The organism is Mesonia aquimarina (assembly GCF_003667275.1).
Lineage (GTDB): Bacteria > Bacteroidota > Bacteroidia > Flavobacteriales > Flavobacteriaceae > Mesonia > Mesonia aquimarina.
The window spans coordinates 181,646-204,981 of record NZ_RCNV01000002.1 but is presented as its reverse complement, the minus strand read 5'-3'; the positions used below and the strand labels follow the sequence as shown (position 1 = coordinate 204,981).

Annotated in this window: 24 protein-coding genes; 8 read left to right on the top strand and 16 right to left on the bottom strand. The window is 34.8% G+C overall.

The window, feature by feature from the left end:
• Positions 1-237 precede the first annotated feature (237 nt).
• The 8 genes from trhO to D9R05_RS04325 all read left to right on the top strand — a co-directional run bounded on the left by trhO (position 238) and on the right by D9R05_RS04325 (position 7,835).
• Entirely contained in the window at positions 238-1,269 is a 1,032-nt protein-coding gene (trhO, locus tag D9R05_RS04360; RefSeq protein WP_121666013.1) for an oxygen-dependent tRNA uridine(34) hydroxylase TrhO, read from the top strand.
• 16 nt (positions 1,270-1,285) lie between these two features.
• Positions 1,286-1,615 carry a hypothetical protein gene (locus D9R05_RS04355; RefSeq protein ID WP_121666012.1) on the top strand — a complete coding sequence of 110 codons (330 nt, stop codon included), beginning with the start codon at positions 1,286-1,288 and terminating at the stop codon, positions 1,613-1,615.
• 144 nt (positions 1,616-1,759) lie between these two features.
• A complete protein-coding gene (locus D9R05_RS04350; RefSeq protein ID WP_121666011.1) occupies positions 1,760-2,926 on the top strand; it encodes a PSP1 domain-containing protein in 1,167 nt (388 codons plus the stop codon).
• Entirely contained in the window at positions 2,919-3,404 is a 486-nt protein-coding gene (locus tag D9R05_RS04345) for a gliding motility lipoprotein GldH (RefSeq protein ID WP_121666010.1), read from the top strand. Before D9R05_RS04350 ends, D9R05_RS04345 begins: the two co-directional genes overlap by 8 nt.
• A gap of 13 nt (positions 3,405-3,417) precedes the next feature.
• Complete coding sequence (locus tag D9R05_RS04340) at positions 3,418-5,760, top strand: penicillin-binding protein 1A (RefSeq protein ID WP_121666009.1); 2,343 nt, start codon at positions 3,418-3,420, stop codon at positions 5,758-5,760.
• A 116-nt stretch (positions 5,761-5,876) separates the two neighbouring features.
• On the top strand, positions 5,877-6,578 hold the full coding sequence (locus tag D9R05_RS04335) for a CoA transferase subunit A (RefSeq protein WP_121666008.1): 702 nt from the start codon (positions 5,877-5,879) through the stop codon (positions 6,576-6,578).
• Between the two features lie 3 nt (positions 6,579-6,581).
• Positions 6,582-7,238, top strand: coding sequence for a CoA transferase subunit B (locus D9R05_RS04330; RefSeq protein WP_121666007.1), 657 nt, complete (start codon positions 6,582-6,584; stop codon positions 7,236-7,238).
• Between the two features lie 117 nt (positions 7,239-7,355).
• Positions 7,356-7,835 (top strand): SRPBCC family protein, encoded by a 480-nt coding sequence (locus D9R05_RS04325; RefSeq protein ID WP_121666006.1) that lies wholly within the window; start codon positions 7,356-7,358, stop codon positions 7,833-7,835.
• Between the two features lie 9 nt (positions 7,836-7,844).
• Here D9R05_RS04325 and D9R05_RS04320 read toward each other — a convergent pair whose 3' ends face one another.
• The 16 genes from D9R05_RS04320 to hemA form a co-directional block, all read right to left on the bottom strand.
• A complete protein-coding gene (locus D9R05_RS04320; RefSeq protein ID WP_121666005.1) occupies positions 7,845-8,711 on the bottom strand; it encodes a sterol desaturase family protein in 867 nt (288 codons plus the stop codon).
• Positions 8,712-8,764: 53 nt separating this feature from the next.
• A complete protein-coding gene (locus D9R05_RS04315; RefSeq protein ID WP_205589267.1) occupies positions 8,765-10,435 on the bottom strand; it encodes an ABC transporter ATP-binding protein in 1,671 nt (556 codons plus the stop codon).
• Entirely contained in the window at positions 10,436-11,149 is a 714-nt protein-coding gene (locus tag D9R05_RS04310; protein WP_121666004.1) for a 3'-5' exonuclease, read from the bottom strand. It abuts the gene before it with no gap.
• Positions 11,150-11,278: 129 nt separating this feature from the next.
• Complete coding sequence (locus D9R05_RS04305; protein WP_121666003.1) at positions 11,279-12,418, bottom strand: serine hydrolase domain-containing protein; 1,140 nt, start codon at positions 12,416-12,418, stop codon at positions 11,279-11,281.
• 46 nt (positions 12,419-12,464) lie between these two features.
• Complete coding sequence (locus D9R05_RS04300) at positions 12,465-12,938, bottom strand: methylated-DNA--[protein]-cysteine S-methyltransferase (RefSeq protein WP_121666002.1); 474 nt, start codon at positions 12,936-12,938, stop codon at positions 12,465-12,467.
• Positions 12,919-14,034 (bottom strand): CNNM domain-containing protein, encoded by a 1,116-nt coding sequence (locus D9R05_RS04295; protein WP_121666001.1) that lies wholly within the window; start codon positions 14,032-14,034, stop codon positions 12,919-12,921. The genes D9R05_RS04300 and D9R05_RS04295 overlap by 20 nt, the downstream gene beginning before the upstream one ends.
• A 124-nt stretch (positions 14,035-14,158) precedes the next feature.
• A complete protein-coding gene (gene hemB, locus D9R05_RS04290) occupies positions 14,159-15,148 on the bottom strand; it encodes a porphobilinogen synthase (RefSeq protein WP_121666000.1) in 990 nt (329 codons plus the stop codon).
• A gap of 21 nt (positions 15,149-15,169) precedes the next feature.
• Complete coding sequence (locus D9R05_RS04285) at positions 15,170-15,526, bottom strand: four helix bundle protein (protein WP_121665999.1); 357 nt, start codon at positions 15,524-15,526, stop codon at positions 15,170-15,172.
• A gap of 50 nt (positions 15,527-15,576) precedes the next feature.
• Positions 15,577-16,479, bottom strand: a complete 903-nt coding sequence (gene hemF / locus D9R05_RS04280) for an oxygen-dependent coproporphyrinogen oxidase (protein WP_121666213.1) — start codon at positions 16,477-16,479, stop codon at positions 15,577-15,579.
• Complete coding sequence (locus tag D9R05_RS04275) at positions 16,469-16,960, bottom strand: DUF6973 domain-containing protein (protein WP_121665998.1); 492 nt, start codon at positions 16,958-16,960, stop codon at positions 16,469-16,471. The genes hemF and D9R05_RS04275 overlap by 11 nt, the downstream gene beginning before the upstream one ends.
• Positions 16,961-17,989, bottom strand: coding sequence for a uroporphyrinogen decarboxylase (gene hemE, locus D9R05_RS04270; RefSeq protein WP_121665997.1), 1,029 nt, complete (start codon positions 17,987-17,989; stop codon positions 16,961-16,963).
• Positions 17,982-18,632, bottom strand: coding sequence for a uroporphyrinogen-III synthase (locus D9R05_RS04265; RefSeq protein ID WP_121665996.1), 651 nt, complete (start codon positions 18,630-18,632; stop codon positions 17,982-17,984). The genes hemE and D9R05_RS04265 overlap by 8 nt, the downstream gene beginning before the upstream one ends.
• Positions 18,610-19,314 (bottom strand): potassium channel family protein, encoded by a 705-nt coding sequence (locus tag D9R05_RS04260; RefSeq protein WP_121665995.1) that lies wholly within the window; start codon positions 19,312-19,314, stop codon positions 18,610-18,612. Before D9R05_RS04260 ends, D9R05_RS04265 begins: the two co-directional genes overlap by 23 nt.
• 11 nt (positions 19,315-19,325) lie before the next feature.
• Positions 19,326-21,071 carry a TrkH family potassium uptake protein gene (locus D9R05_RS04255; protein ID WP_121665994.1) on the bottom strand — a complete coding sequence of 582 codons (1,746 nt, stop codon included), beginning with the start codon at positions 21,069-21,071 and terminating at the stop codon, positions 19,326-19,328.
• The gene (gene hemC, locus D9R05_RS04250; protein ID WP_121665993.1) at positions 21,071-21,988 is read right to left on the bottom strand and encodes a hydroxymethylbilane synthase; all 918 of its coding nucleotides are present in this window, start codon (positions 21,986-21,988) and stop codon (positions 21,071-21,073) included. Before hemC ends, D9R05_RS04255 begins: the two co-directional genes overlap by 1 nt.
• Entirely contained in the window at positions 21,989-23,245 is a 1,257-nt protein-coding gene (hemA, locus tag D9R05_RS04245; protein WP_121665992.1) for a glutamyl-tRNA reductase, read from the bottom strand.
• Between the last annotated feature and the right edge of the window lie 91 nt (positions 23,246-23,336).

Genomic DNA, 23,336 nt, shown 5'->3' with positions numbered 1-23,336 from the left:
GTTTCTTAAACAATATATATTACTGAATGGATTAATCACCAAAACAAGTGTAGCTTGTATATCTTGTTGCAAACTTGATGGTGGCTGACATTGCTTACTTTTTTCTAGAGAAACAAATTAAAGTAAACAATGAATTAGCCATTCACAAAAAAGCCCGGAAAAAATTTCACGGGCTTTTTTGTGTTTTTATACTATCTTTGCAGCCTCAATTGTAACAACTTTTAAAATTAGTATAGCATGCAACTGTACAATAAATTAAGTGCACAAGAGAGAGCGCAATTATTAGATGAAGCCGGTGAAGACCGACTAACGCTTTCTTTTTATCAGTACGCCAAAATTGGCAATCCAGAACTTTTTAGAAATCATTTATTTGTAGCTTGGGACGCACTTGAAGTCTTGGGGAGAATTTATGTAGCTCATGAAGGTATAAACGCACAACTTTCTGTTCCGGCAAAGCGCTTTAATGAATTTAAAAAATTTATTGATGAAATTTATTTTCTAGAAGGCGTTCGGTTGAACATAGCGATTGAACATGATGTAAAATCATTCTTAAAACTGAAGGTGAAAGTTCGTGATAAAATTGTAGCCGACGGACTTAATGATGATACCTTTGATGTAACACAAAAAGGCGTTCATGTAGACGCAAAAAAATTCAATGATTTATTAAACGACCCCAATACGGTTCTGGTAGATATGCGTAATCATTACGAAAGTGAAATCGGTCATTTTCAAGGTGCAATTACCCCAGATGTCGATACGTTTAGAGATTCATTAGATATCATTGAAGAAGATTTAAAAGAGCATAAAGAAGATAAAAATTTGGTAATGTATTGCACCGGCGGAATTCGATGTGAAAAAGCCAGTGCCTATTATAAACACCGCGGATTTAAAAACGTATTTCAGCTTGAAGGCGGAATTATTGAATACGCGCGTCAAGTTGAAAATTTAAAACTCGAAAATAAATTTATCGGAAAAAACTTCGTGTTCGATCATCGTCGTGCTGAAAAAATCTCTGATGATGTAATCGCGCACTGTCACCAATGCGGAAATGCATGTGATACGCACGTAAATTGCGCCAATGAAGCTTGCCATTTATTATTTATTCAATGTAAAGAATGTGCCAAAAAAATGGATAGTTGCTGTTCTGTTGATTGTAAGGAAACTAATGCCTTACCCTACGAAGAGCAAAAGGCGCTTCGTCGCGGTAAACATAACAGCAATAAAATTTTCAAAAAAGGAAGATCTGAAGTGTTGAAGTTTAAGGCGTGATTTGTAAATTAGCAATATGAATACTGAAGAAACTTCTTTAAAAGATAAAATTTATTTAGGAATCTCCTCAGTATTTTCAGTTGTAGCGCTGCTAGAATTTATTCTTTGGATTTTAATTTTTAAGCGGCACGATTCATTTAAAGATGCCAAGACAGCTTATTTAAATTTATTTCCTGAGTTTTTACATAACGCTCGGTTAACTACAGGAATAACCATTCTACTTCTTTTAATTTCAATAGCCTTATTTTTATATGTTTATAGAAATAAAAAACTGGGTTCAATTAGTTTGGGCTTTATTACAGTTACGTCTTTATTATTGCTTTGGAATATCTGGACAATGTTGTAGAAATTGAAAATAAACTTTCTAAAGACTTCAACATTTAGAAAACTTCATGCTTGCTCATAATAAATTGGTATCTTTACCTTTTAAAAGAAATACTAATGCTCAACCTTATTTTTTCAGAATAAAGGTTTCAAGATATAAATAAATATGGCGTGTGGAAGTTGCTCGACCGGAAAAGACGGTCAGCCAAAAGGATGTAAAAGTAACGGTTCATGTGGAACCGACAGTTGTAATAAGTTATCAGTTTTCGATTGGCTTTCAAATATGAGTTTGCCAAACGGGCAAGAAGCATTTAATTGTGTAGAAGTACGTTTTAAAAACGGAAGAAAACATTTTTATAAAAATGTAGAAAAACTAAGCCTTCAAATTGGCGATATAGTTGCTACAGAAGCTTCACCGGGACATGATGTTGGTCAAGTAAGCCTTACCGGCGAATTGGTAAAAGTGCAAATGCGAAAAAAACGCGTTAAAGAAGATAGCGATCAAGTTTTAAAAATTTATAGGAAAGCTTCTCAAAAAGATATTGATGTTTGGACCGAAGCTAGAAATCGTGAAGAACAAATTAAAAAACGCGCTAGAGAAATAGCCATTCGTTTAAAATTACGAATGAAAATTAGTGACATAGAATTTCAAGGTGACGGCTCAAAAGCTACCTTTTATTATACTGCTGAAGATCGTGTAGATTTTAGACAACTGATCAAAGAATTTGCATACGAGTTTAAAACTCGAATAGAAATGCGTCAAATAGGCTTTCGTCAAGAAGCAGCTCGCTTGGGCGGAATCGGTTCTTGCGGAAGAGAATTATGTTGTTCAACTTGGTTAACAGATTTTAGATCGGTAACTACGTCGGCGGCGCGTTATCAACAACTTTCCTTGAATCCACAAAAATTAGCCGGTCAATGCGGAAAATTAAAATGCTGTTTGAATTATGAGCTTGACTCTTATTTAGATGCGCTTAAAGAACTTCCGAAGCAAGACAGCAAACTTCAAACCCAAAAAGGAACAGCAGTTTGTCAAAAAATTGATATTTTTAAAGGGTCACTTTGGTATGCTTATGAAGGCGAATGGATGAATTGGTACGAGCTAAAAACCGATCAGGTTAAAAAAATAATCGAAGCCGCTAAAAATAAAAAGCCCGTTGCCAGTTTAGAAGAATTTTCAGCTGAATTAGAAAAAGAAAATAAAGTTGACTTTGGTAACGTTGTAGGTCAAGATAGTTTAACGCGTTTTGATAAGCCCAAAAAAGGACAACAAAAAAAACGAAGAAACAAACGAAAAAAACAACGAAAAAAAAGGCCTAAAAACAATGCGTAAATTTTTGGTACTTTTATTGCTTACTGCTTTAGGGTTAACAATTTCTTGCGATTCTAAACAAGTTTTTGATTCTTATAAAAGTGTAGGCAAATCTTGGCATAAAGATTCTATTGTAAGTTTTCAAATAAAAGATTTAGATAAGTTAAAGCCGTATAATTTATTTATAAATATAAGAAATAACAATACGTATAATTACAACAACCTTTTCTTGATTACTGAAATGAATTTCCCTAATGGAAAAGTTATTACAGATACTTTAGAATATGAAATGGCATATCCTGATGGCAAATTTATGGGAGAGGGTTTTGGTGATGTTAAAGAAAATAAATTGTGGTATAAAGAAGGAGTACAGTTTCCTGAGGAGGGTGCTTACCAAATAAATATTCAGCAAGCAATGCGAAAAAATGGGAGTGTAAACCCCATTGAAAAACTAGAAGGAATTACCGAAGTAGGATTTAGAATAGAGAACGTAAATTAATTTAGCAACAGTCGTGAGTTCACAAAAAAAATCAACAAACAAGAAACAAAAATCTTCCTATAGAAAATATATTGTATGGTTTTGGCGCCTATTTGCATTAGGGATTTTAGCCGCTATTTTTTTGTTTTTATTGGCCGGTTGGGGCGCTTTTGGTGAAATGCCAACATTCGACCAGCTTGAAAATCCTGAAACAAACTTAGCAACAGAAGTTTTTTCTTCAGACGGAGAAACACTTGGGAAATATTATAATGAAAATAGAACGCCAGTAAAATTTGAAGAATTACCCGATAACCTAATTAATGCACTTGTTGCCACAGAGGATGAACGTTATTATGAACATTCGGGAATAGATGCTCGCGGTACCTTACGTGCGGTTGCTTATATGGGATCGAAAGGAGGGGCAAGTACCATTACACAACAATTGGCAAAATTACTTTTCTCAACTACTCCTGATAGTAAGATTGAAAGAGTTTTTCAGAAAATTAAAGAATGGGTTATTGCTGTTCGTTTGGAGCGGCAATATACCAAGCAAGAAATCATTACGATGTATCTAAATAAATATGATTTTTTGTATCAAGCAGTAGGAATACGTTCAGCTTCTCGGATCTACTTTTCAAAAGAACCTAAGGACTTAAAAACTGAAGAAGCTGCTGTGCTAGTAGCAATGCTTAAAAACCCAATTGTTTATAATCCAAGAAAAAGCGAATTCAAACAAAATTCTTTAGAACGCAGAAATATTGTTTTGAACCAAATGGAAAAAAATGGGTTCTTAACAAAGACTGAAGAAGATTCCTTACAACAATTACCCTTAAAAATCGACTATAGCCCGGAAGGACACGATGAGGGAATGGCGACTTATTTTAGAGCTTATTTACAAGGCTTCTTAAAAGATTGGATAGATAAAAACCCAAAACCCGATGGTGAAGAATACAATATTTATCGAGACGGATTGAAAGTCTATACCAGTATCGATTATAGAATGCAGCAACACGCCGAAGATGCTGTAAAAATGCATATGGCTCATTTGCAGAAGGAGTTTAATCGTCAAAATAAAAACAATAAAACAGCTCCATTTAGAGGTGTAACCAAAGAAGAAATCAATAGTATTGTTCGCCGTGCGATGAAGAACAGCAGCCGATGGAAAGAAATGAAGGCCAAAGATTTTTCTGAAGAAGAAATTATTGCATCTTTTGATAAGGAACGAGAAATGCGGATCTTTTCCTGGGAGAATGAAACAGATATCGATACAATTATGACCCCAAGAGATTCTATTTTCTATTATAAGTCATTCCTGAATTCTGGAATGATGTCTATGGAACCACAATCTGGAGAAGTAAAAGCTTGGGTCGGGGGTATCAATTTCAAACACTTTAAATACGAACACGTAAAACAAGCAAGACGTCAAGTTGGTTCTACATTTAAGCCGTTTTTATACGCCACGGCTATAGACCAGTTGCATCTTTCACCTTGTTATCAACTGCCCAATACGCAACACACTATTCCAGCAGGAAAACATGGAGTTTCAGAAGATTGGACCCCAAAAAATGCTGGAGGAGAATATGGGGGAATGGTTACTCTAAAAGCCGCATTAGCTAATTCACTAAACACAATTAGTGCACGATTAATGGATAAAACCGGACCAGAGCCTGTAATTGATTTATTAAATAAATTAGGCGTAAACACTTCAGAGATTGATCCTGTCGCTGCTATTGCTTTAGGCTCGGTAGATTTAAGTGTTTTTGAAATGGTTTCAGCGTACAGCACTTTTGCCAATAAAGGAATTTACGTAAAACCAGTAATTGTAACGCGTATTGAAGATAAAAACGGAACAATTTTATATCAACATGTTCCCGAAAGTAAAGACGTAATGAGCGAAGAAGCTGCTTATGTTACCGTAAAACTAATGGAAGGTGTAACGCAACATGGTTCAGGACAACGATTGCGGACAACTTGGGCAGTAAATGCTCCCCATTATAAAAGAGCAGTAACTGGTTATCCTTACGATTTTAAAAATTCTATTGCCGGAAAAACGGGTACTACTCAAAATCAAAGTGATGGTTGGTTTATGGGAATGGTGCCAAACTTAGCAACCGGAGTTTGGGTTGGTGGTGAAGACCGCTCTGTGCATTTTCCAGGAATTACTTACGGACAAGGAGCAACTATGGCTTTACCGATTTGGGGAATATATATGAAAAAATTATATGAAGACGAAGAGTTAAACGTTTCAAAAGAAGATTTTGAACGTCCTGAAGAGTTAAGTATTCAAGTAGATTGCGATGGAGTGAATCCGACAGAAGGAGAAAAAACAACAGAAGAAGATCCTCAAGAAGAAATTTCTGACGAATTAGATTTTTAATAATTTTTTGACACTAAAAAAATGAGCCCTTTAAAATAGAGATTCTATTTTGAAGGGCTTTTTTAATTGTTGCAATCTTAGATTTTTCGTATTTTTCCGTAAAATTTAAGGATCAAATGATTAGAAAAACAGTTAATAATGTTCAAGAAGCATTAGAAGGCGTTGAAGACAGCATGACATTTATGTTAGGCGGTTTTGGTCTTAGCGGAATTCCTGAAAATGCTATCTCAGAATTGGTAAAAAGAAATATTAAAGATATCACTTGCATTTCTAACAATGCCGGTGTAGACGATTTTGGATTAGGTTTACTCTTAAAGAAAAACCAAATCAGAAAAATGATTTCTTCCTATGTGGGAGAAAACGCTGAATTTGAGCGTCAAATGTTAAGTGGCGAATTAGAAGTTGAGCTAACCCCACAAGGAACCTTAGCTGCAAAATGCTTAGCCGCGCAACAAGGTTTTCCTGCTATTTACACACCCGCAGGTTACGGAACAGAAGTTTCCTTAAACAAAGAAACGCGTAAATTTGAAGATAAAATGTACGTGTTAGAAGAAGCTTACAAAGCAGATTTTGCATTTGTAAAAGCTTGGAAAGGAGACGAAGCCGGAAATTTAATTTTTAAAGGAACCGCAAGAAACTTCAACCCAAATATGTGCGGAGCTGCAAAAGTAACCGTTGTTGAGGTTGAAGAATTAGTTCCCGCTGGCGAGTTAGACCCTAATCAAATTCACATACCAGGAATTTTTGTACAACGAATTTTCCAAGGGAAAGATTACGAAAAAAGAATTGAGCAACGAACAGTTCGACCAAAAAGATAAACTATGGCTTTAGATAAAAACGGAATTGCACAACGCATTGCCAAAGAAGTAAAAGACGGCTATTACGTAAATTTAGGAATCGGTATTCCAACGCTTGTAGCCAATTTTGTGCGAGACGATATAGAAGTAGAATTTCAGAGTGAAAACGGAATTTTAGGAATGGGACCTTTCCCTTTTGAAGGCGAAGAAGATGCCGATTTAATTAATGCGGGAAAACAAACCATTACCGCTTTACCGGGCGCAAGTTTTTTCGATTCAGCGACGAGTTTTGGGATGATACGTGGAAAACATGTTGATCTTACCATTCTGGGCGCTATGGAAGTAGCCGAAAATGGAGATATAGCCAACTGGAAAATTCCCGGAAAAATGGTAAAAGGTATGGGCGGCGCGATGGATTTGGTGGCTTCTGCCGAAAATATTATTGTCGCCATGATGCATACAAACAAAGCAGGAAAATCTAAACTGCTTAAAAAATGCACACTTCCATTAACCGGCGTTGGTTGTGTCACTACAATTGTCACCAATTTAGCCGTTTTAAATGTAACCGAAGAAGGCTTTAAACTAATCGAACGCGCTCCAGGTGTTAGTGTCGAAGAGATCGAAAAAGCCACTGAAGGAAAACTTATCGTAGAAGGAGAAATTCCAGAGATGAAATTGTAAAATAGTTAGGGCGAATCCCGATTTTTATAGAAAAACCGGGACCGCGCTATCCGCTATATCTTTTTTAATTCTTTCACAAAAAATTAAAAAAGGATGCCGCTACTATCGCTTTCGCAGATGCCAACAATCATTACAAAAACATATATTAAAGCTCCAAGAGAAAGAGTTTTTGATTTATCACGAAGTATTGATTTTCATACTGCATCAACTCAACAAACTGACGAAACTGTAATTTCAGAAAGAAAATTTGGTTTATTAGAACAAGGAGAAAAAGTTACTTGGAGAGCAAAACATTTAGGCGTATATCAAAAACTAACTTCTAAAATCCCCCAATATAATTTCCCTTTTTACTTTGTTGATGAAATGCAGAAAGGTATCTTTAAAAGATTTAGTCATAAGCATACTTTCAAAGAAATAAACGCTAATGAAACTTTACTGATTGATGAGTTTGAATATAAATCTCCACTTGGTTTTATTGGAAAATTAGCGGATATAATTTTTCTAAAAAGCTATATGGTAAATTTCTTGATAATCAGAAACAAACAATTAAAGCTTTTTGCAGAATCAAATAAGTGGAAACAATTTCTTTCAAAATAAGAATTAAAATCATTTCGACTTTTCTTTTTCATACAATAAATCCGGAGGTTGAAATAAAAGAAGAAAAGCTTTTTTAAGATTTTTCTCTTTTTTCATTTTTCTAAAAATATCTCCCCAAACGTGAAAGACTAATTTTACTGGGTTATGATGTTTCGGTTGATCTAAAATGCCATAAATCGCCTGTTCATCTTCTGGTTGAAAAGTTCCAAACATTCGGTCCCAAATAATAAAAGTAGAACCGTAATTTTTATCTAAATAATGCACGTTTTTTCCGTGATGAACCCGATGATGAGAAGGCGTAACAAAGAGAAAACTAATCCATTTTGGTAGTTTTCTAATGTATTCCGTATGAATCCAAAATTGATATAAAACCGCAATTTGGTGACAAATAAAAAACACCACTGGATGAAAACCCATTAAACTGATGGGCAGAAAAAACACGACTTTTAGTTGTTGCGTCCACGAAAGGCGAAACGAAGTAGACAAATTATATTTTTCAGAATTATGATGCGTTACGTGTGTTGCCCAAAACAAACTGGTTTCGTGTCCCATTCTATGTGCCCAATAACGGCAAAAGTCTAAAGCAAAAAAACAAATAATAGAAGTCCACCAGTTTACCGGAATGCTCCACGGAACGATGTTATAAACCCAAATAACAAAACCGAATAAAAGTGACTTAATCAACAAATTTTGAAATACCGAAACCAACCCAATCGTCAATGAAGCAAAAAAATCCTTTTTTTCGTATAGTTTTTTTTTCTGTTTCCAACTAAGGTAAAACTCTAATAAAGCCAAGCTAATCATTATTGGCGCAGCATATAGAATTAAATCTGGAGCGTTAGAGAGGACATCGTCCAATGTTATTTTTTCCTTCATATTTCAACAATATAAAAGAAAATAGGAATTTTAAAAGTACTTTGAGTTAAATTTTAAATACCTCTTGGGATCGCATTAATTAATTCTTGTGTATATTCTTTTTGTGGCTTGGCATAAACATCATCAGCATCGCCGTGTTCTACAATTTCACCTTTATTCATCACCAATAATTGATCTGCCATATATTTTACAACTGCTAAATCGTGTGAGATAAAAATATAGGTAAATCCGAATTTTTCCTTTAATTCATTCAGTAAATTCAATACTTGCGCTTGTACTGAAATATCTAAAGCCGAAACCGACTCGTCGCAAACAATTAATTTAGGTTCTACGGCAATTGTTCTCGCAATACCAATCCGTTGGCGTTGTCCGCCACTAAATTCGTGTGGATAGCGATAAAAATGTTCTTCAGTTAAACCGACACGTTTTAATAATTCAATGGTTTTTTGCTTCCGTTCTTTTGTGTTTTTATACAATTTATGAACTTCCATCGGTTCCATAATTGCTTTTCCTACCGGTATTCTTGGGTTTAAGGAAGAGAACGGATCTTGAAAAATCAACTGAATTTCCTTTCGCAATTCACGAAGTTTATTTCCTCGAATTTTGGTGATATCATTTCCTTTATAAAAAACTGCCCCGCTGCTTGCTTTATCAAGCTGTAAAATTACGTTTCCTAACGTAGATTTGCCGCAACCCGATTCGCCTACCAAACCTAGCGTTTCGCCTTCATATATTTTAAAACTAACATCGTTTACGGCTTTTACCACTCTATTTTTTTTGAAAATTCCGGCATCGCTCACAAACTCCTTTTCTATATTTTGTACTTCTAATAAAGGCGATTTGCTGTAAATTTTATCGTGCCGTTTTTTTCGTTCTTCAAGCGTTTCGACTTCAAAAGAAGTAGTGCTTTCCATAAAATTTTTCACTGTAGGTAAGGTTTTTACGCGTTCTTTTGTAGAAGGTTTTGAAGCTAAAAGTGCTTTGGTGTAGGTTTCTTTAGGTTGATGAAATAATTGTTCAACTGAATTTTGTTCTACAATTTCGCCTTGAAACATTACTGCAACTCGATCTGAAATTTCTGAAACCAACGCCAAATCGTGCGAGATAAAAATGATGCTCATTTCTGTTTCTTGCTGAATGGATTTCAGCAACAATAAAATCTCTTTTTGCACGGTAACATCAAGCGCTGTTGTCGGTTCGTCGGCGATTAAAATATTGGGTTTACACGCAATTGCCATGGCAATCATCACGCGTTGTTTCTGTCCACCGCTTATTTGATGTGGATATGCGTTAAATAATTCGTTTGGTTCGGGTAATTTTACTTTTTCAAATAAATTTAAGCATTCTTTTTTTGCTTCACGTTGAGATAAATTAGTATGTTCTAACAGAATTTCGACCACTTGCGGACCGCATTTCATAGAAGGATTTAAAGAACTCATTGGTTCTTGAAAAATCATCGATATTTTATTGCCCCGAATTTTTCGGAATTGTTTTTCAGAAAAAGTAAGAAGATTTTTTTCTTCAAATAAAATCTCTCCTTCATCAATTTTTGCCGCTTGTGGAAGCAAGCCTAAAATAGAAAGTGTTGTTAAAGATTTTCCGGAACCGGACTCACCTACAATCCCTAAAATTTCATTTTTGTGAAGTGAAAAATTAATGTCTTTTAGCACTTTTCTCTCCTCAAAAGAAACCGATAAATTTTGTATGTGAAGCAGTTTTTCCATTTATACCGAAATTATTTCAGAATCATCTAATAATTCTTCTTGTCGTAAACGTAAGAATATCTGGGCAATCGCTACCACGTCTTTTTCGCAATACGTAATTATTCTATCAATGTTTTTGTCTTCATAAAAAACATCACGCACTTCGCTGCCGTCAATGTCATCTTTTGGCGAAGGAACGTCTAAGACATTTGTCATTAATTTTAAGGAAGTAAAATGCTTATAATCGCCGAATTTCCATAATTCTAAGGTATCTAGATGCGGAACTTCCCAGGGCTTTTTTCCGAATAAATCAAGTTTAAAAGGCAATTCTATCCCGTTAATAAGCATTCTTCTGGCAATGTATGGAAAGTCGAATTCTTTGCCATTATGCGCGCAAAGTAAATGTTGAGGTCTATTAAAATAACTGGTTAAAAGATTTTTAAATTCCTTTAAAAGTTGCGCTTCATCACCGTGAAAAGTAGTAGTTCTAAAATTTCTGATGTCGCCTTTAAAGGTGAAATAACCTACGGAAATGCACACAATTTTCCCGAATTCTGCCCAAATTCCTGCTCGATCGTAAAACTCTTCTGCGGTAAAATCTTCTTTTCGCTGATATTTAGATTTATGTTCCCAAAGTGTTTTTTTTAGATCGCTCATTTCATCATAAGAAGCAAATTCAGGAACGGTTTCTATATCGAGAAAGAGTATGTTTTCGAGTTTAATTTTTTTGAGCATAGTTGAAATTATAGAATTCTAAAGTACAATTTATAAAACAAATGCGTTAGGGATAGCAACGGCATCCTTTTTTATGTTTTTAAATCATAAAAAAAATATAGTGAATAGCCCGACCCGATAGGCAACGCCCTAATTTTGAAACATTTTATAACTTTCTTCAATATAGGTATAAAAATCTGCGGGGAAAGTTTTTCCTTCAGGTCTCGTTTGTCTTTTGTGTCCGAGTCTAACAATTATAAGATCGTCTTCGGGAATTGAAATTACGTATTGCCCTAAAATACCACGCATGGAGAATATTTTTTTGTTTTTAAAATTACTCAACCAAAAGCCATAGCCATATTGCGGACTTTCCTTAAAACGTGGTTCAATTGATTTTTTCACAAAACTAGAATCGAGTAATTGTTTACCGTTCCAATTACCAAAATGGCTATATAATTTTCCGAATTTCGCAAAATCTCTTGCGTTAGAAGCAATGCAACAGTAGGCTTTTTCTAGTCCGCTTTTTTTGCTGTCTAATTGCCAAAGAGCAGAAGTTTGCATTCCTAAGGGTTTCCAGAAGCTTTCGCTTAAATAATTAGATAATTTTTTTTGAGTTGCTTTTTCTATTACCATGGCTAATAAAGCGGTGTTTCCACTTAAATATTTAAATTCTTCGCCAGGTTTTTCTACCACTTTTAAACTGAGTAAAAGTTCACGGATATCATCATCTAAATAAATACGAGCCGTCATAGAGAAAGGATTGTAGTAGTTTTCATCCCAATTTAATCCGCTTGCCATGGAAGAAAGATCGCCCACGCTTAGACGATTATCAAACTGCGGAAAAAAATCTGCTACGGGTTGGTTTAAGTTTTTTATATATCCATCTTGAATCGCTTTTCCTAATAAGGCTGAAGTGATGCTTTTTGCCATAGAAAAGGAATTGGTTTTAGCCATTTTCCCGTAATCTTCAGCATAATTTTCATACCATATGCTATCATTTTTAATGATTAAAAATGCGATTGTTCCTAATTCTTTATGGGTTTCTTGTAGCTTTTTGGTAGCAGAAATTTTATTATAATTTTTATGAATAGGCCATTCTTGTGTTTTTCCACTTTCAATTTTACGGTTTTCAAAATGTGGGTAATCATCAATATAAACTGAAGTGTAACCTTTTAAATAAATAATTCTGACGCCTTTTAAAATATAATCGGCATCAAAAATATATAGCAAAGCAACGCCTAATCCTAGAAGAAGGAAAAGACTGATTAAAATTCGTTTGAATATTTTCATAAGTTATATGGAAAAACGATTAGAAAGGTATAAAATAATCTTGAGCTTAAAAGAGTTTGTGCTGTGGCGAAGGACTTTCGTGATTTAGCAACCACTTTTTTCGCCATAAACCGCCGGCATACCCAGTTAAAGATCCATCGCTGCCAATAACTCTATGACAAGGAGTAACAATCCATAACGGATTTTTTCCGTTGGCAGCTGCTACGGCGCGAACTGCTTTAACATCACCTAATTTTTTAGAAAGTTCTAGGTAAGAAGTTGTTTTTCCGTAGGGAATTTCTTGTAAAGCTTGCCAAACTTTTTGCTGAAATTCGGTTCCTTGCGGATTTAGTTGAAAATCAAATTGCTGGCGTTCTCCTTGAAAATATTCAGAAAGTTGTCTAACACAAGTTTTTAACTCTTCGGGGATTTCAGTTGAAGTTTCTTTGTTTTCTTCAACAATAGAAATTCTTGAAATTCCACGTGAATCACCCTCAATTAAAGCGATTCCTAAAGGTGTTTTAAGTTGCGCTTTCCTCATCATTATCAATTTGCGGATCGCTTTTTTCTTTGGCTTCAGGTTCAGAAATTATCCCTAAGCGTTTAGCACGACGCTCCCAGTTTTTTCTAGCTAGATGTTGCATGTCTTCAATGCTGTCACTTTCGTCCATAATTTCTAAACCGAGCAAGGTTTCAATAATATCTTCCATCGTAATTAAGCCAACGGTGTTGCCAAACTCGTCGGTAACCACGGCAAGATGTGCTCTTTTTTCAACAAAAAAATCAAATAAACGCGGAATTGGCGTAGAAGAATGTGTAATAAGTAATTCGCGTTTTAGCGAAGCAAGCGGCTCTTTACCTTTTTCATCAATCATATGTTCTAACACGTCGTCTTTTAAAATAAAGCCTGAAATATTATTGGGTTTATTATTATAAACTGGAATTCTCGAAAATTTTAAGTTTTTATGTTGACTTAAAAAATCTTCAATAGTCATAGATTGATCTTCGGTTACCGCCACTGAAAAGGGGGTCATAATATCTTTAGCCTGCACCGATTTAAACATTAAAAGGTTTTTAATAAAGGCGGTTTCGTTTTCTTTAAAAACGCCTTCTTTTTCGGCGGCATCCGTAATTGCCATAAATTCTTCGCGGCTCATTCTTGGGTTATGTGCCGATTTTCCGACCAATCGTGTGGTTAACATCATCAACCATAAAATTCCGGTATAACGAAGCGGAAAGATGATAATTTTTAAAAATTTAGCGGTAAAATTTCCAAGAGATTTCCAATAGGTTGCGCCAATGGTTTTCGGAATAATTTCTGAAACTACCAATATTAAAACCGTCATTATTGCTGAAACAATACCAACAGAATTATTTCCGCTTCCGAAGGTTTTTTCAGCTTGAACACCAACTAAAATCGCTCCAACGGTATGAGCAACAGTGTTTAGCGTTAAGATTGCAATAAGCGGTTTGTCTATATCTTTCTTGAAATTGTTTAATGTTTTGGCATAAGATTTTCCTTCCTTAAGCTTTATACGAATAAATGTTGGCGTAAAACTGAGCAAAGCTGCTTCTAAAACCGAACATAAAAAGGAGATGAAAATTGAAAGTAGCGCGTAAACTATTAATAGGGTCATTCGTTATGACATTATGGTTAATTTTTTACAAGGTAAAAATTTAAAAAAAGCCAACTACTTAAAAAGAAATTAAATTTTAATAAAAAACCCTTGATGAATTTTTTTATCAAGGGTTTTTAGTTTGTTACGAAATTAATTTGGCAGCATGTTTAGCAAAATACGTTGCTACAAAGTCAGCTCCCGCTCTTTTAATCGCAGTCAATTGTTCTAAAACAACGGCATCGTGATCTAACCATCCTTTTTCTGAAGCAGCTTTAATCATCGCATATTCACCGCTAACTTGATAAACAGAAATTGGGACATTTACTTCATTTTTGATATCGCGTACGATATCTAAATAGCATAAACCCGGTTTTATCATTACAATATCAGCGCCTTCTTCAACATCCATCAAGGTTTCTTTAATTGCTTCATTACGATTTGCCGGATCCATTTGGTAGGTTTTTTTATCCTTCGGAATATTTTGCGCATCAACCGGAGCAGAATCTAACGCATCGCGAAAAGGCCCATAAAATGCCGAAGCATATTTAGCACTGTAACTCATAATGCCGGTGTTGGTAAAGCCTTCTTGCTCTAACGACTGACGCATAATTAAAATTCTGCCATCCATCATATCGCTTGGTGCTACAAAATCTGCTCCTGCTTTTGCGTGAGAAACTGCCATTTCTGCTAAAGCTTTAACCGATTCATCGTTTAAAATTTTTCCGTTTTCAATAATGCCGTCGTGACCATAAATTGAATAGGGATCTAAAGCCACATCGGTCATCACGACCATTTCGGGAACAGCATCTTTAACTGTTTTTATAGCACGTTGCATTAATCCTTCAGGATTTACGGCTTCTTTTCCTTGATTGTCTTTTAAGTTTTCTTCAACTTTTACAAAAAGCAAAACCGATTTTATACCGAGACTCCACAATTCTTTAACTTCTTGCTGAAGTAAATCTAAACTGAACCTGTAATAATCCGGCATTGAAGCAATTTCTTCTTTTTTATTTTTTCCTTCCACGATAAAAAGTGGCGCTTGAAAATCCTTTGGTGTTAAAAAATTTTCTCTCACCAAACTTCTCATCGCTTCATTGGTGCGTAATCTTCTATTTCTATTTAATGGGAACATGGTTTTTTTAGCTTTTAGCTATTAGCGCTTAGCCTTTAGCTTTTTATTTTTTGTATTAATGCATTGAGCATTTTTTTGATTTCCTCTACTTGTAATAACTTTTTCTGTTGTTATAAAATTAAGATCTATACTTAATAAAATTTGATATTCTAATTCGTTTGCAGAACCAAATGCAATATAAAGAAATCTGGTAAAATCTTTTTCTGAATTTCTTCCGCAGCCTTCCGCGATATTTGTTGGAATTGAACTTGCTGCTCTTTTCATTTGACTTACTAAATTGAAAAGCTTTTCTTTAGGAAAATTATTGGTTAGTTGATAAATATCAAGCGTTAGCTGGTGTCCTTTTTTCCAAACCAAGTAATTTTTATAATTCCTCATTCTAATTTCTTTTTTGGCTAATAGCTAAAAGGCAATTGCTGAAAGCTACTTCAAGCCCAATCTTTGGGGTTTTTCAAAACATCTACCAACTTTTCTTCTTCGCTTCCTTTTTCGGGATGATGATCGTATTGCCATTGAACTTTTGGCGGTAAACTCATCAAAATACTTTCTATTCTTCCGTTGGTTTTTAAGCCGAATAAAGTCCCTTTATCGTGAACTAAATTGAATTCAACATAGCGACCTCTTCTAATTTCTTGCCAGTTTTTCTGCTCTTCTGTAAAAGTTGAATCTTTTCGTTTTTCAACAATAGGAATGTAGGCTTCTAAAAAGCTGTCGCCAACTTCGGTAACAAAATCATACCAATCTTGCATCGTTTTTTCGTCGGAAGCTTTTAAATGATCAAAAAATAACCCGCCAATTCCGCGAGCTTCATCACGATGCGCATTCCAAAAATATTCGTCGCATTTCTTTTTAAATTCAGGATAGAAGGCTTTATCGTGCTTATCGCAAGCATTTTTTGAAACTTGATGAAAGTGTTTTGCGTCTTCTTCAATTAAATAATAAGGCGTTAAATCTTGTCCGCCGCCAAACCACTGATCGATTACATTTCCTTCTTTGTCATACATTTCAAAATAGCGCCAATTTGCGTGAACAGTAGGAATCATCGGACTTTTTGGATGAATCACTAAACTCAATCCGCAGGCAAAAAAATTGACATCACCCACCTGAAAATATTGTTGCATCGCCGGTGCCAGCGGACCGTGAACTGCCGAAATATTTACACCGCCTTTTTCAAATATGTTTCCGTTTTCAATTACACGAGTTCTTCCGCCGCCGCCCTCTTCACGCTCCCAAAGATCTTGTTGGAACTTGGCTTTTCCGTCTGTTTCTTCCAGTTTTTTACAAATACGATCTTGTAATTCTTGTATATATGCGTAAAATTTATCTTTCATCATTTTCAATATAAATCAGTTTACTCGGGTTTGATTGTGCTTCTTTTTCAATTGAAATTTCTAAGGCACTTTTCATATATTTTTCTAAAACAGGAATGATTTTCTCTTTGTTTATTTTTTGCTGAAAAAGTTTTCTTCCGATTTCATTATTATGCAAATCCATGAATTTAGCTAAACTTTTATTAGGCGAAAGTTCTTCGTGTAAATCAGTTATTTTTTTAGCCCAAAAAAGTGACTTTTCTACCGAATTATTTCCGCGAAAGCATCTTTCAGCAATTAAAAAATTCCATAACGCGTGCCGAAAAGCATTGGATTTGTTATTTTGATGATGTGCTTCTCCAAATTTTTCATCACAAATTTTAAGCGTTTCTTTTGTGGCGCTGTAAGTCGGTAAAATATAAATGGGATTTAGCAAAAGCGTTTTAGATAACACAAAAAGTTGTCTTAGTTTAAAACGCTTTATGGTTTCCCAGATTTTCATTTATCGCGGTTGCCATTCTTTAACGGCATCTACAAAAGCTTTTGCATTTTCCACCGGAATATTCGGTAAAATACCGTGACCAAGATTTACAATGTATTTGTCTTTTCCAAATTCATCGATCATTTGGTGCACCATCGATTTTATTTCTCGCGGTGGTGAAAATAAACGAGAAGGATCAAAATTACCTTGCAAGGTGATATTTCCGCCACTTAAATAACGGGCATTTCTAGCCGAGCACGTCCAATCTACACCAAGAGCCGAAGCACCAGATTCACTCATTTCTTTTAATGCAAACCAGCAACCTTTACCAAAAGCAATTACCGGAATATCATCTTTTAACGCATCGATAATTTGTTGCATATATTTCCACGAAAATTCTTGATAATCGGTTGGCGAAAGCATGCCACCCCAGGAATCAAAAAGTTGTACCGCATCTACGCCGGCTTCTACTTTCCCTTTTAAATAAGCGATGGTGGTATCGGTAATTTTTTGCAATAAAATATGCGCAGCCATTGGGCGCTTAAAGCAAAATTCTTTGGCTTTATCAAAGTTTTTAGAGCCTTGACCTTGCACTAAATAACAAAGAATTGTCCACGGCGAACCGGCAAAACCAATAAGCGGAACTTCATCGTTCAATTCTTTTTTGGTCATTTTTATTGCCTCGTAAACATAACCTAATTCTTCATAAACATCAGGAATTCTAATGTCATTGACTTGAACTGGCGTTCTGATAGGATCTGGTAAAAACGGACCAACGCCGGGTTTCATTTCAATTTCGATTCCCATAGCTTGCGGAACAACCAAAATATCGCTGAATAAAATAGCCGCATCGGTACCGACTTGATGAATTGGCATTACGGTAATTTCCGTAGCTAATTCGGGTGTTCTGCAGCGTGTAAAGAAATCGTATTTCTCTTTCAGCTTCATAAAATCTGGTAGATAACGTCCTGCTTGACGCATCATCCAAACCGGCGGTCGCTCTACGCTTTCGCCTTTTAAGGCTTTTAAAAATAAATCGTTTTTAATCATTTCTGTATTTTTTTACCACTTGAACTATTAAGTTTTCTACAGTGGGTTGATTTGCAATTATGATATTTTCTGTATGTTTTTTTGCTTCACTTGCAGTGGTTTTTCCAATGCAAAATGCGGTTGTATTTTTTAGCTTATTTTGCTGAACAAAACTTTGCACGCCACTTGGGCTATAAAAAAGAACGCCGTCAAATTCTTGTTTAAATTTTTTCGGATTCAAGGTTGTTTTGTAAACTTCTGTTTCTATAAAAGTAATTTTGTTTTCTCTTAATATATTGGGAATTTCATTTCTTCGTTTGTTTCCACAGAAAAAGTGAAAGTTTTTTTCGGCGTGATTTTTACAAATTATATCAGCTAAATTTTTCCCGTAATCTGCTTTTTCTGCTATTGAAATTTCAGCATTTTTTAGTAATTCAGCTGTTTTGTTTCCCACAACAAAAGCTTGCTTAATTTCTACCTTATTTTGGATTGCTTTAAAGGCATTTTTGCTAGTAATAATTGCATTTTCAACTTGAGTTGGCATATCAAGATTTTGATGAAAATGAATATGTATAGCATTATATTGCACAATGTTGATATTTGCATTTAACAGCAGTGAAAACTGATTCTGCTCAAGTATTTTACTGCTCAGAATTGTTGACATGCTCTTTTAAGTAATTTTCAATATCGCTATCTTTTCCAAAAACAACCAAGACATCATTTTGCTGGAATTTTGTTTCTGGCGTGGGCATACCGATAACTTCTTTTTTAGTTGATTTTTTGCCGATAAAATTTGAGTATTCCTTTTTCCGAAGGATGGTAATTATATTCAGTTTATATTTTTTTCTAAAATCGGATTGCATCAAGGTTTTTCCAATAAGAGAATTGCAAACGCTAACTTCAGAAACTAGGTAATCTTCATCAATTTCAAAATTATCTATACTTCCTTTTAGGTTGACTTTTTTCATTAAACGCTCGGCATATTCTTGTTCCGGATGAATAATTTGATCAACATCCATCGCTTCTAAAATTGTATCTTGTATCGCGGAAGACGAACGTGTAATAATTTTTGCTTTCGTAATTTTTTTTACAATTGCTGTACTCATTAAGGCTGCTCCTTCATGCGAGCCAATGGCAATAATTACCACATCGGTATTTTTTAGCGGAAGTGAATTGTAAGCGTTTTCATTTGTTGCATCCATAGAGACAGCGTGCGAAACCTTATCTTTTATAAGCTCGATTTTCTCTAATTTTTGATCTGCCGCAATTACTTCATTTCCAGAATCGGCTAAATGAACCGCTAACGACATTCCAAAATTTCCAAGTCCGATGACAACAATCTTCATATTCAGCTAAATTAATTTATTAAAATATTCTCTTTCGGATATTTATATTCATTCGTATTTACACTTTTTAAAATACCAATCATAAAGTTAATCAATCCTATTCTCCCAAAAAACATCAGAAAAATAACTACATATTTACTAGGTTCGCTTAACGCGGAAGTAATTCCTAAAGATAAGCCTACCGTGCTATAAGCCGAAAATGTTTCAAAAGCAATTTGCAACAATGTAAACTGCGGGTTTAAAATAAGCAATAATAAAATGCCTATCCCGATTGAAGCTAACGAAATAGATATAATGGCAAATGCACGCTGAACAGCTTCTCTAGCTACGCGACGCGTACCAATTTCTATATTGGGTTTGTCTTTTGCGATAGAAAAAACATTAAGTGTTGCTAAGGCAAAAGTTGTTGTTTTAATTCCGCCTCCGGTAGAAGCTGGAGAAGCACCAATCCACATTAAAAAAATCATAAACAAAATTCCCGGAATAGTGAAATTTGTTAAATCTACCGTGTTGAAACCTGCTGTTCTAGTAGTAACAGAAGAAAACATAGCGGTGGTAAATTTACCAAAAGCAGAGGTGTGTTCGGCGAGATTTGTTTCTTGTTCGGAAATTAGAAAAAACCCGGTTCCGGCAACAACTAAAATTATTGTGGTATAGATGACGATTTTAGTGTTTAAGGTAATAATTCTGGCAATAAATTTTTTACGACTTTTATAAAAAAGGTTAACTAAAAATCGTTTTGTATACTGAATAAAATTAGAAGCAATAGAATAGCCCAAACCACCAAAAATAATCAATACCATAACCACCCATTGCATGTAATAATTAAAGCGCAAACCTTCTTCATAAAACCCGCTAGATGAAGTTGAAAAACCCGCGTTGCAATAAGCAGAAATTGCATGAAATACAGCAAAAAAACTTCGGTTTTGAAACGTATCGTCTCCTTCTAAAGAACTAAAAATAAGCAAGGCGCCAATGCCTTCTACAACTAATGAAAAAACTACAATGCGCATGGCAGTTTGCATAATGCTGCTGAGTTTTTCATTGCCTAAAACATCTTTCATAAAAAGGCTTTCTTTAAAAGATGAACCACTTTTAAAAAAATAAGCAAAAAAAGAGGTGAAGGTTAACATTCCTAATCCGCCTAATTGAAACAAAACCATAATTATAGTTTGCCCAAAAGGCGTAAAATCTTTGGCTGTATCTAAAACAATTAACCCCGTTACGGCAACGGCGCTTGTTGAGGTAAATAAAGCATCGGTAAAAGTGATTCCGTTTGTGGTGGCTTCAGGCAGCATTAGTAAAAAAGACCCCGAAAGCGCTACAATCGCGAAGCTTCCGATAAAAAGAATCGCCGGATTAAAATAGATGTCGTAAATTCTTCTGACGAAAAAAGTTAGCCGAATAAAGAAGTAAAATAATAAGCCGTATTCAATAACATAGCGTTCTTCAAAAAAAGTTTCAATAAAAGAATTTTGATAATTGAAGATGATCAATAGTAACTCTAAGAGTACTAAAAAAGAAAGAATAGTTAGGTTAAAACGCGAGCTTCGTTTAACCTTTATATTGCTATTGAAGTTTCGGTATTTAAAATAATTGAATCCTAAAAGAGCAATAAGTAATGCAGGCAGCGCAATTAACTTGTAAAGGCGATAATCTTTATAGCTTTCAAAACCAAAATCAAATATTAAAAAGGCCAGTAAAATAAGGTCTAAAAACCAAAGGGCAATATTAGATTGGCTTATTTTTTTAAGCATTAGCTGTTTAATTTAGCTTTGATGGAGTTCATCAACTCTTTTCCACCCTTTGAAAGTATAGAATTTGCAGCTTCTTTACCTTTGTTTTTGTAATTTTTTAAGGAAAAACTAGCTTTTTCTTCTAATTTTTTTGTTCCGTCTAAACTAAATAATGCGCCGGTAAAAGAAACTTCGCCATTTTTTATAGTTGCTAAAGCTCCAATAGGCGCGGTGCAACCGCCTTCTAAAACGCGCAAAAATTCACGTTCTATTTGTACGCAAACATTGGTTTTTTCATCGTTTAAATTGGCTAAAGCTTCTCTTGAAAACTCATCTTTCTTTTTTGCCACAACTAGCATAGCACCTTGTGCCGGTGCAGGAATCATCCAATCTAAATTAATAAAATTGTCAGGCTTTAAATGAATTCGTTCTAAACCGGCTGCTGCAAAAATGGCTCCGTTCCAGTTATTATCGTTTAATTTTTGCATTCGCGTATTTACGTTTCCCCGTAAATTCACGACTGAATGTTCGGGATATTTATGTAACCATTGCGCTTTTCTGCGTAGACTTCCGGTAGCAATAATTCCGTTTTTTTCGGCTAAAAAATCTGTCCCTTTGTGAATTAGAATATCGCTCGTGTTGGCTCTGGGTAAAACAGCGGCTTCTACAATTCCTTTTGGTAAAGCAGTTGGCACATCTTTCATAGAATGTACAGCAATATCAATTTCATTTTTGATCATTGCTACATCTAAAGTTTTGGTGAAAATACCGGTTATTCCCATTTCGTAAAGCGGTTGATCTAAATTGAGATCGCCGGTAGATTTTACAGGAACCAAGCTAGTTTTATAGCCTAGTTTTTCTAATTTATTTTTTACGGTATTAGCCTGCCACAGCGCTAATTCGCTATCGCGGGTTCCTATGCGAATTACTTTAGACATTTAGTTTCGGTTATCTTCTAGTTGAAAAACTTTTTGAATAAGCGCAAGACTTTCATCGGTAGCATCGGCATCGTCACGTAAGTGATTGGCAAACTGATTCATTATTTTTTGAATGATCCTGTTGCTTACAATTTCGGCATGCTCGTCATTAAAATCGGCTATTTTTTTACGTTGAAAATTAAGCTCATTATCTTTCATAGTGCGCAATTTCTTTTTTAGCGCTTTTATGGTGGGTGCAAATTTTCTAGTTTCTAACCAAGCTTTAAAATCTGCTTTTACTTCTTCTATAATTGCTTCGGCTTCCGGAATAAATTTTTTGCGATTTGCCAAGGTTTCATCAGTCATTTTAGAAAGATGATCTAAGTGCAGTAAGTTAACATTATCTAAATCTGCTACATCATCAGCAACATTTTTAGGAATAGAAAGATCTAAAATTAAGAGGTCTTTTTTCGGGTAAATTAGCTCTTTAGAAATGGTCGGATTTTGCGCTCCGGTGGCTACAATTAAGATATCGGTATCGCGAATTTCCGCTTGTAATTCGGCGTGATCTTTTACGATTAAATTAAATTTTCCAGCAACTTTTTCAGCCTTTCCTTTTGTTCTGTTGATTAAAGTAATATGATCATTTTTGGTATGCTTTACCAAATTTTCACAGGTATTTCTTCCTATTTTTCCGGTTCCGAAAAGCAATATTTTTTTATCGGAAACATGTTTAACTTCATTCAAAATATATTGAACTGAAGCAAAGGAAACAGAAGTTGCTCCTGAAGAAATGCCGGTTTCATTTTTAATACGCTTGCTTGCTTGAATTACAGAATTTACCAATCGCTCTAAAAACGGATTGGTCATTTCTTCATTTTTAGAAAGCATAAAAGCATATTTTAACTGACTGATAATTTCAAAATCACCTAAAATCTGACTGTCTAAACCGGTGCCAACTTTAAAAAGATGACTAATTGCTTCTTGGTTTTTATAAACGTAAGCAACTTTTTCAAACTCCTCAACCGTACCACGAGTATGTTGGCATAATAATTTTATAAGCTGAAAGGGATGCTGTGCAAAACCATAAATTTCGGTTCGGTTACAAGTAGAAGTTACCAAAATACCGTCTATCCCTTCAGTCTTTGCATCAAGAATAAGTGCTTTTTTTTGTTCTTCATCTAAGCTAAAATGCCCGCGAATATCAGCATCTGCCTTTTGGTAGTTTAGGCCAATAGCGTAAAATGAATTATGTTTTGATATGTTGTAGTTCTTCATGGAAGAATTTATCCGAAAATATTTCGGAGCAAATTTAAAACGATTGATTTTATAAAAGTAACGCTAAAAGAACTTTTAGTATCGTTATAAG